Below are 9743 nucleotides of genomic sequence, written 5' to 3'. Positions count from 1 at the left end.
GGCTTTTTGAGTTTCGACCGCATCCTGCGCTTGGCGAACAGTCTGTTCATCGGGGGCGTGGTTAGGCAGGCTTGCCGGGTGCGGATGATGAGGTGAACCACACACGGGGCAGGGTTCGCCTTCTTCGAGCGCTGCGGCGAGTATTCCAGCCTGCGCGAGGCGAAATGCATCTTCCAGACGAGAGCGGGCTTCCTCAGCGGATGCAAGGTCTCGGGAGGCGGTGAGGAGCAAATCTTCCGTGGTTTGAATTTCACGTAAGATTTGCGCGCGCTGCGAATTCAGATGTTCCAACTGCTTCGCCAGCCCCTCTGCCCTTTTGAGCGCCTCGATGGCTACCGCATTGTTCTGCGCGAGAGCTTGCGCTTCGGGTTCCTTCGCGAGCAGCGCTTCAAACTCCGATATGCGCTTTCTTGTCAAAGCCAATTCTTGTTCGCGAGCAACGCAGGAATCAAGCGCAATGCTAATTCTTTTTTGTAGTTCGTCGAGATTGTGGGCTGTTTCCTCTTTTCTACGCCATGCGTCGAGCGCGCGCTGATACAACGCCGCTGTCCGCTGAAGTTCGTTCTGCCGGTTTTTCAGCCCCGGCAAGCGTTCCTTGTCCCTCTCGACCTCGAGCCTTGCTTTCTCCAACTTTGCAAGCCCTGTCCCTGCCCGCTGCGCTTCTTTCAGGACTGCAAGAAAATCTTCATGCTGGCTGCGAAGGGTTTGCGCGAGCCCTGCAAGAGTTGCGAGATTTTTTGCCGCATCGAGCGATGCCGCTCTGGCTTTGAATGAGGGTTTCGAATGCTCCAGCTCGATAAAGGCAGCCCGCGCAGACATAAAAGCCTGCCACAACTCTATACGCTCGTTTATCTGAGCTATTTCGGTATCAAGATGAGAGGCATTCTCCTTGGTTTCTTCGATCTGTGCTATGAAACCTTCGAAGGCTTTGCGCATTGCGGCAATTCGCGCCAAGGGGTCTGACCCCAACTCAGATGCAAGCCGCTCGAGCTCGTCGTTTTTTGCGCTCAATGAAGAAGAGAGCAGGTCAACCTTCCTGCGCGCCATTTCCGTAGCCTTTTCATACATGCTTACATCGAACAGCTTTTCGAGAATAGCCGCCCGGTCGCTTGTCTTCATCTCCAGAAATTCCTGGAATTCGCCTTGCGGCAGCAGCACAATCTTCGAAAATTCATCCGCACGCAGACGCAAAAGGTCAAGCAACGCTTCATTTACTGGAGTGATGCGATCCGCAACGAGCTCATAACTTTTACTGGCTTCATTCATTCGATACAGCGCCGCCTCGGCTGCTGCTTCGCTTTCCTTCCCTTTGCGGTTCTGCTTTTTATAAGGAACGCTTCTGTACACTTTCCATTGGGCTGATGAGGCAGAAAACTCGAACTCGACCCAGGGCTTGCTGCCCTGAGAGGAAAAGCGGGAGGCGAATTCCCTCTCCAAATTGCTCCGTCCCCCGATTGCTTCGCCGTAGAGCGCGTATGCTATGGCGTCGAAAATAGTAGTCTTGCCAGAGCCCGTTTTCCCGTAGATGAGAAAGAAGTCCTCAAGCGCGCTGAAATCGATATCCTGGCGTTCGGCATATGGGCCGAAATGCTCAAAAGCCAGTCGAATTGGTCTCATTCGCGTTCCTCCGCCATCTCTGCGATCAATGCTTCGAATGCTGCAACCAATTCCTCAGCGGGTTCTTCATCGAGAATGTATTTTGCAAATGACCGGAAATCTTCGAGCACAGCTGCGTGCACATTGCGCTCCCGGGAGAGGCTGAGCCAAGATTGTGCGCTCGGGCCCAAATTGTCGCCGGCGCCTCCCAGAGCAATTTTCTGGAATGCTTCCTGCTGCACGCCGGCAAGATTGGGAAAACGTTTGGCAAGTTCGCTGAAGGCATTGTAAACAGGGTCGGTATCGGTCAAAACCACTTCGATATAATCCTGATCGGCTGGCTCTGGCGTCTCCTTTGTCAATTCCGAAAAACTGCCGCGCACGCGCTTCATTTTGCGAAGGGGCTCGAGCGCGATAGGGGAAACAGTGAGACGTCCGTTCGCTGCATCGATCTCGACACACAAAAAGCCCTTATCTGAATTCTTGTCCGAACCTCCGTCCCCGAAGGACATCGCCATAGGCGCGCCCGAGTACCACATATGCGGGAACAGAGCTTGCATGCGGTGCAGGTGTCCAAGCGCCACATAGTCGAAAGGCTCGAACAAAGAAGCGGGCACCGCCTCTGTCCCCCCGATGAATGCGCTGTCCGATTCGGACAGTTCAGCTCCGCAGACATAGCAATGGGCCGCGAGCACATTCACGTCATACTCGGCAAAATGGGGACGGAGGTTTGCAATGATGCTCGCCATGTGATCCGCCATCCTCCCGGCCCCGGTTTCTGGAAATTCATCAGCGGCATCGAGCCAGGTGCGCCTGAATTCATGGAATGCTCCATGCGTCACAAATGGCAGCGCCCACACCGCCGCCCGCTTCCCCCCTTTTTCCAGAACCAGCGCCGGTGCCGGCCGCACATTACTCACAAGATGAATGCCGACCGCTTCGAACAGTTCCGCGGCAAACGCGACACGCCGCGCCGAGTCATGGTTCCCCGGAATCACAAGAATTCGCCCGTCAAACGGCAGAGCCCGCCGCAAATCCGCCATAAAGCGCCCAAACATGGTCTGCGCGCTCTCCGAAGGAATGCTGCGGTCGAAGATGTCTCCCGCAATGAGCACGAGGTCAGGCGCCAGTCTCGCTGTCTCCCGGACAATCGAGCTCAGAATATGTGCCTGATCCTCAGCAAGATCGCGCGATCGCAGACCCTTGCCGAGATGCAAGTCCGATATATGGAGAATCTTGAATATTCCTGCACGTTCATCCATTGCAAACCTTCCCTTTCGCACGTCAGTGTAGTATGTTTTCATAAAGGGCTCAATTCTGCTTGACTGCTTGGATCTTGCAGAATCGCCCCCGGAAATACTGTAAAAAAGGAGTCGCATGATGCTCTATCGTCGATTGGGTTCAGCAGGAATCAAAGTTTCAGTATTATCGCTCGGATCGTGGGTCACCTATGGCTCACAGGTAGACACCGAAGCCGCCACGCAGATGATCAAGTTCGCCTACGACCATGGCATCAACTTTTTCGATAACGCCGAAGTCTATTCAGCCGGCAAATCGGAAACCATCATGGGCCAGGCCTTCCGCAAACTCGGGCTTAGGCGTGGCTCGTACCTCGTGTCGACCAAGCTCTTCTGGGGCATCAACGAAGGCCCAAATGAAAAGAACACGCTCAACCGCAAATACCTTCTTGAAGGCATTGAGGGGAGCCTCGAGCGACTCGACATGAAGTACGTCGATCTTCTTTTCTGCCATCGACCTGACCCCGAAACGCCCATCGAAGAGACAGTCTGGGCGATGCACGATATTGTTTCCTCCGGCAAAGCGCTCTATTGGGGCACAAGCGAATGGTCAGCAGAACAGATTCGCGAAGCATGGGAAATCGCCGACAAGCGCAACCTGCGCAAACCACAGATGGAACAGCCTCAATACAGCCTCCTTGTCCGCACCAAAGTCGAAAAGGAATTCGCCCGCCTCTACGAAGGCATCGGCCTCGGCCTGACCACATTCAGCCCGCTCGCCTCGGGCCTCCTGTCGGGCAAATACAAAAACGGCATACCCAAAGATTCCCGCTTTGCCTTGCCAGGCTATGAATGGCTGCAGGAGCGCTGGTACCACGATGAAGTCATCGCGACGATCGAGAATTTGCGCCCAATTGCCGAATCCCTTGGCTGCACGATGAGCCAACTCGCCCTCGCCTGGGTTGCGCGTAACCCGAACGTGAGCACCGTCATCACCGGCGCAAGCCGCCTCTCCCAGCTCGAGGAAAACCTCGGCGCACTCGATGTCCTGCCCAAGCTCACGCCGGATGTCCTTCAAAAAATCGACAAAGCGCTCGAGCCCATACTACAGAAGAGCAGCTGACCATGGCACAGGCCGTGCAACCGTCCACCGGGGCCTTCAGTGACTCTACCGAGGCGTTCAAAACCCTTTCGCTTGAAGAGACCCTCGCAAAACTGAACGCTTCAGTGGACGGCCTTGCCAGCTCCGAAGCCTCAGCCCGCCTCGCCCGGCTCGGCCTCAACGCCATCGAAGAAAAGAAAACGCATCCACTTGCGCAGTATCTGTCGCGCTACTGGGGACCAATGCCCTGGCTTCTGGAAATTGCCATTGTACTCGCCGCTTTTCTGGGCCATGTCACCGAATCGGTCATAATTTTTCTTCTTCTTTCGATCAACGCCGTGATTGGATTCATGCACCAGCGAAATGCCTCAAAGGCGCTCGAGCTTCTGAAAAAGCGCCTTGCCGTGAACGCCCGCGTGCTCCGCGACAGGAACTGGCAGACTATCGATGCTATAGAGCTCGTGCCCGGCGACATTATCCTCGTCAAGCTCGGCGACATTGTCCCGGCCGATGTAAAAATCGTGCGAGGCAATCTCTCGGTGGACGAATCCTCCCTGACCGGAGAATCGCTGCCCGCGGAACGGAGCGAAAACAGCATCGTGTACTCGAGCTCTATCGCGCGCCAGGGTGAAGCCACCTGCCTTGTGCTGAACACCGGAGGCAACACTTTTTTCGGCAAGACCGCCAGCCTCGTCAAAATTGCCAAGCCGGTTTCGCACCAGGAAGAGGTGATGCTCACGATTGTCAGATACATGATGTATCTCGGCATCGTATCTTCTTTTGCTGTAGGAATTTATGCGCTGGTCTTGCATATTCCATTCTTGATGATTCTTTCCTTCATCGTGACGTTCCTGATCGGTGCGGTCCCTGTCGCGCTGCCAGCGGTCCTCACCATTGTGCAGGCTGCCGCGGGCTCGCAGATGGCGGAAAAGGGAGCGCTCGTCACCCGCCTCGATGCGATCGAAGATGCGGCTTCGATTTCGGTGGTGTGCTTCGACAAGACGGGAACCATCACGCAGAATAAGTTGAGTGTCGTCAGCAGCGCCGCGTCGCCGGGTTTCAGCGAGGACGACATATTGCGCATCGCCGCCCTTGCTTCGAGCGCGGACAACATGGACCTGATCGACAGCGCCATCCTGAACGCGGCGGCCGCCCGCGGCCTTGCCACAAAAGGCTGCGCTCAGCTTTCTTTTACACCGTTCAGCCCGGCGACGCGGCGCACCGAGGCTGTCATAGAATGCGCCGGTTCTCGCTACCATGTGCTGAAAGGCGCCGTACCAATTATCCTCGAACTCTGCTCGGCCACCAGCGAATCCGCCAGGAGCGACATCAACGCACAAGTCGCGCTCTTTGCCCAAAAAGGGTATCGGACAATCGCGGTAGCCCGCGCGTGTGAGGGCGCCGCACCCGAGAGCCCGCCCGAACTCATCGGCATCCTCGCGCTCGCCGACCCCATCCGCTCCGATTCTCGTGCGATGATCGCCGACCTGCGTGCACTCAATGTCAAACCGATCATGCTGACGGGCGACAGCCTCGCCATCGCCAGGGAAATTTCGGTTCAGGCAGGCATCGGCCCCAATATCATCAGCATCAAGGAACTCGATGGCATGGATGAAGGCGCGCAGGCCCGCAAAGTCGCGCAAATCGATGGTTTTGCCGAGATTTTCCCCGAGGACAAATACCGCATTGTCAAACTTTTGCAAAAGAGCGGCTATATAGTGGGCATGACAGGCGACGGCGTCAACGATGCCCCTGCGCTCAAACAAGCCGAAATGGGGATTGCAGTGAGCAATGCCGCAGATGTCGCCAAAGCCTCCGCGAGTGTCGTGCTCACGCAGGAAGGCGTGGGTGTCATTGTCCAGGCGATCCGGCTCAGCAGAAGAACGTATCAGCGCATGCTCACCTGGGTCATCAACAAGGTCACCAAGGTCGTGCAGGTGCTGGGCCTGCTTGTCGCCGGCTTTTTCCTGTTCAGGAACATGATCCTTTCGATGCTGGACATGAGCCTTCTCGTGTTCGCGAATGATTTTGTGACGATGTCCCTTGCAACGGACAACGCGAAGGATGCCCAGGCGCCAAACCAGTGGAAAGTGAAGAATATCACGCTTGCCTCGCTCGCAATCGGACTTTTGCTTGCTGCGCAAGGAATTGGCGGCATTTTTATTGGCCAGGACCTGCTTCGGCTCGATTTCGGGCATATGCAGACCTTTGTTCTGCTCACGTTGATTTTTACAAGCCAGTTCCGCGTACTCATTGTGCGCGAGCGGCGATGCTTCTGGGATTCGATGCCGGGCACGCTTCTTTTGGTGAGCACGGGCAGTACGATGGCGATTTTTTTCCTCATGGGAGCTTTTGGTTTTATCATCCCTGCGCTGGGAGCCAGAGAGACAGCGCTTGCGCTCGCCTATTCACTCGTGTTCACGGCGATGCTTGACTGCCCGAAGCGGCTATTTTTCAGGCTTTTCCATGTGGATTGAAGCAGAGGCGCGCGCGAAGCTCGATAGAACTGCTGAATGAACTGCTGGCCGCCCTGCTTTGAAATAAAAAGCCGCCCGGATGCATATGAATGTCATATGACTGTCCGGACGGCTTTCTTATCAAGCTGCTCGCGCTCAAATGCTAATTTTTCGCAGGCAGCGGCAGCAGGAACACCCCGATGCCCTTTGTCAGAAAATCCTCATATCCTGGAAGTCCCTCAAATTCGAGCGGCTTTTCCGGATGCTCCAGATTCCATGAATTCATAAGCTCCGATATGGCAGTTACATGCCGCCCCACGCGCTCCTCGAGCGGATGCCCCTTTTCGTCGTATGGAACATAGAGGCGCCCGAGTTTTTCGGCGCGCACATACCACTTGTCCTTCCCTGTCAGGACGAGGGCTTCGTCAGTCCGCCCCCTGAGCCGTCCTTGGGAGGCATTCGCGGTCTCCATGAGCACCGGGAGCGTGTCTGTGAAGTCCCCGAGTTCGCGGTGCGTCAGCCCGCGCAAATTGACCGGCGATGGCTCCAAGCTGATCTTGATGTCCTGCATTTCAAGGCCGAGCACCATATCGGAAGCAAGCTGCATGGCTTTCGGGTGCGCAACGATCGCGTTGATAACCGGATACTCAGGCGAAGCCTCGTGCAGATCGACCGTAATTGTCACATTTTCTTTTTTGATGAGCTGGACAATGCCGTAGCACACACGTTCGGTGAGTGTGCCGTCGGGACGACCGGGGTATCCGCGGTTCAGGTTGCGCGTTTCGCTGCCGGAGAGGGTTTGCCCGGACGATGCATGAATGTAGACGTTCGGGTCAGGCCATTGGTGAATGGGGTTGGTTGCCCGGGATCCATAGCGGAATACGCGCGGACCGTTCGGTGTTTGAATAGTAAAACTCTGGGGCGCGCCCTCCTGCGGGTCATTCGCTGTAAAACCTGAAGCGTTTGCTCTCGGTATCACATACAGCGTCCCAGATTTCGGCTGAGCATTTTCGATGAGCATGATTGCAGCTATGTGGCCTGCGGGCTCATTCGGGTGGGTACCTCCCAGCACGAGCATCGATGCGCCATCATCAGCGCCTTTCAATATATACACTTCGGTATCGCCGGGCGTTCCTTTCAGACCAGGGAACCAGTCCGAGAGCATCTTTACATCGGTAACGCCAGGCCCGCGCACAATCAAATCCGGTTTTCGCATGGCAAGGAACGACGCTCCGGCAATCGCGGCCGCCACCAGCGCTCCCGCAAGGCAGATAATCGCGCTAATTGTATGTTTCTGCATGGCCGCCCTCATTTAATCATTAAAAGTCTGAGCAAAAGCGGCACGATCACCATCGCCGCCGTCACCTGCAGAGAAAGCTTCTTCGTATCGAAGAGCACCCAGACCGTCAGGGCGAGCACAATCGCCAATATAGCCAAATAGATATAGAACATGACCGCCCTCCTAGTACAAAGCTCTGATCTGTTTCGAGAACAGAATGAACAGGATACCGTACACCGCGATAATCAGGCCGGGCACAACAAGCTTTTTGAGTACTCCGCCATATTTTTCCAGCCCGACAACTCTTGCCGCAAAAATTGCTGCGAGCGCGGTAGGCGGCATAAAATCGCCAAGTGCTGCAATGAGCGAAAGGGATGCCGCCGCGATAATCTGATCCTTGCCAAGCAGCGCGAGCATGAACGGCACACCAAGCACGCTTGAAGACCCGAATGCCGAAATCGCTCCAAACAGCGGAATCGAAACGGCGATCATCACATACAGGAGCGCAGGCGGCACCGAGAGCGCATTTACAACGATAAACCCTCGCACGCCGGTTGCAGTCATAATCTGAATGAACATCCCGACACCAACCAGAATCCCCAGCACCGGCAGTACATCCTCAATCGCCTTTTTTGCCGATTTCAGAATCTCAAAACGCTTCCCTGTCACCCAGGTCAGCGCTGTCCCCAAAAGAAAAATGAGGGGCATCCCGAGGCCGAACACGCGCGGCACCGTTTTGTCGAGAATCATCAGCACAAAAATGAGGATGAGCGGAGAGAAAAGCCGCCATGCGCCATACTGGTTCAAAGCCGAAAAATCGAGCGATTCCACAACTTTCGAGCGGTCGACTTTGCGTACATTCCTCCAGCCAAACCAGAACGCGAACGCGATCGCCAGCGGAAATGTAAGCAAAATGAGCGGTATTTCAAAACCGACATAGGGCATGTCGATGCCGCCGCCGATAATCATTGCGGGGATATTCACAGGCGGCGCAATCATGCCCAAAATCGCCGCAATCGAAATAAGCGCTCCCGAATCGAGGGCGGACATACCCATCGAAGCGAACATCGGCGCTACCACCGCTCCCGCCGTCAACACCGACGCGGTCGAACTGCCCGTGATCATCCCCGGCACCATAATGACAAAGGTGAGCAGGATCATGAGGAGACCCGGCAGTTTATTGAATTTCCGGATCACCGCCGCGGTCAGCGCCTCAAGTGCCCCTGAATCCCGAAACCCCGTCATGAACATCATCGCAGTCGCAATCGTCAGTATCGTATCGACATATCCGAATGTGCCTTCAACAAGATGCCGAATCGGATTCTGCACGCCACCAGCGAGCGCGCCGGCCACTGCAGCCAGCAGCATCGACACGGAAACCGGCCACTTGAGCGCGAAACAGCCTGCTGCAAACACGCCTACCATCAGGATAAACAACAGAAATTCCTGCGACACAATCTGCCTCGCTATTTCAGAAATGCGGCCGCAAGCGGCTCACCGACCTGGGAAATCTTCTGCACGACATCAAGGGGAATCTTCGTCCCGCAGAGCTTCGTGAACAGACCGTCGTTGTTTCCGTCTTCAACTACAATGAAATAATCGCATGACGGCACTGCCGCATTGATAAAGCGGTCGGAGAGTTCGCCGCGCCGCGCTTCGCCGCCGATGTGCAGGCCAATTATCTTCATTCCGCGCTTTTTCGCTTCGGCAAGCAGCGCTTTGGTGCGTTCGAGCTCGGCATCTGCAGAGATACCTGCAGCTCCCAGGCCTTTCGAGGAACCGCCAATGACAATAATGAGTGTTTTGGCATTCGAACTCGCGAGCCCCTGTGCCTTAACCAGCGAATCCATGGTAAAGCTGATTTTCAGTCTGTTGATAATTGCTTTTGCCATCTCGACATCTGCGCTCTGCCCAATTGAAGTGAGCAAAGCAGGTTGCGAGGCGAACGGCGCTTTCAAGTTGTACGCAGCAAGCGAAAGCGGCGCAAGGACCGCAATAACGGCTGCCACCAGAAGCAATACAGAACGAGAACGTTTCATAGAAAACCCCTTTCTTGAAAAACAGCCGGCCCC

General features: G+C 55.5%; 8 protein-coding genes. 2 read left to right on the top strand and 6 right to left on the bottom strand.

The window, feature by feature from the left end; genetic code table 11:
* Both GAP13_RS06785 and GAP13_RS06780 read right to left on the bottom strand, forming a co-directional pair.
* Positions 1–1617, bottom strand: a 1617-nt coding sequence (locus GAP13_RS06785; protein ID WP_158907498.1) for an AAA family ATPase, incomplete at its 3' end; no start/stop codon positions are given.
* A complete protein-coding gene (locus GAP13_RS06780; RefSeq protein ID WP_158907496.1) occupies positions 1614–2858 on the bottom strand; it encodes an exonuclease SbcCD subunit D in 1245 nt (414 codons plus the stop codon). The genes GAP13_RS06780 and GAP13_RS06785, both read right to left, overlap by 4 nt.
* A 115-nt stretch (positions 2859–2973) precedes the next feature.
* On the opposite strand from GAP13_RS06780, the gene GAP13_RS06775 reads away from it, so the two are divergent.
* Together GAP13_RS06775 and GAP13_RS06770 are read left to right on the top strand one after the other, a co-directional pair.
* The gene (locus tag GAP13_RS06775) at positions 2974–3957 is read left to right on the top strand and encodes a potassium channel beta subunit family protein (protein WP_241864305.1); all 984 of its coding nucleotides are present in this window, start codon (positions 2974–2976) and stop codon (positions 3955–3957) included.
* A gap of 2 nt (positions 3958–3959) precedes the next feature.
* Positions 3960–6413 (top strand): plasma-membrane proton-efflux P-type ATPase, encoded by a 2454-nt coding sequence (locus GAP13_RS06770; RefSeq protein WP_158907492.1) that lies wholly within the window; start codon positions 3960–3962, stop codon positions 6411–6413.
* A 142-nt stretch (positions 6414–6555) separates the two neighbouring features.
* Here the strand turns inward: GAP13_RS06770 and GAP13_RS06765 are convergent, their stop codons facing one another.
* The 4 genes from GAP13_RS06765 to GAP13_RS06755 are packed head-to-tail and all read right to left on the bottom strand — an operon-like array spanning position 6556 to position 9710.
* Positions 6556–7692 (bottom strand): M14 family metallopeptidase, encoded by a 1137-nt coding sequence (locus GAP13_RS06765; RefSeq protein WP_158907490.1) that lies wholly within the window; start codon positions 7690–7692, stop codon positions 6556–6558.
* Positions 7693–7700: 8 nt separating this feature from the next.
* Positions 7701–7844 (bottom strand): hypothetical protein, encoded by a 144-nt coding sequence (locus GAP13_RS13020; protein ID WP_186338829.1) that lies wholly within the window; start codon positions 7842–7844, stop codon positions 7701–7703.
* 10 nt (positions 7845–7854) lie between these two features.
* Positions 7855–9126: a TRAP transporter large permease subunit gene (locus tag GAP13_RS06760; protein WP_158907488.1), complete on the bottom strand. Its 1272-nt coding sequence runs from the start codon at positions 9124–9126 to the stop codon at positions 7855–7857.
* Between the two features lie 11 nt (positions 9127–9137).
* The gene (locus GAP13_RS06755; protein WP_158907486.1) at positions 9138–9710 is read right to left on the bottom strand and encodes a DUF6305 family protein; all 573 of its coding nucleotides are present in this window, start codon (positions 9708–9710) and stop codon (positions 9138–9140) included.
* Positions 9711–9743 lie beyond the last annotated feature (33 nt).

It is taken from the genome of Rectinema subterraneum, from assembly GCA_009768935.1.
Lineage (GTDB): Bacteria > Spirochaetota > Spirochaetia > Treponematales > Rectinemataceae > Rectinema > Rectinema subterraneum.
The sequence above is the reverse complement of the archived record's forward strand: the minus strand, read 5'-3'. Positions and strand labels throughout refer to the sequence as shown.

Coding starts and splice junctions, on each gene's coding strand:
- GAP13_RS06780 (WP_158907496.1), bottom strand. CDS start 2,858: ATGGATGAACGTGCAGGAATATTCAAGATTCTCCATATATCGGACTTG.
- GAP13_RS13020 (WP_186338829.1), bottom strand. CDS start 7,844: ATGTTCTATATCTATTTGGCTATATTGGCGATTGTGCTCGCCCTGACG.
- GAP13_RS06755 (WP_158907486.1), bottom strand. CDS start 9,710: ATGAAACGTTCTCGTTCTGTATTGCTTCTGGTGGCAGCCGTTATTGCG.
- GAP13_RS06775 (WP_241864305.1), top strand. CDS start 2,974: ATGATGCTCTATCGTCGATTGGGTTCAGCAGGAATCAAAGTTTCAGTA.
- GAP13_RS06765 (WP_158907490.1), bottom strand. CDS start 7,692: ATGCAGAAACATACAATTAGCGCGATTATCTGCCTTGCGGGAGCGCTG.
- GAP13_RS06770 (WP_158907492.1), top strand. CDS start 3,960: ATGGCACAGGCCGTGCAACCGTCCACCGGGGCCTTCAGTGACTCTACC.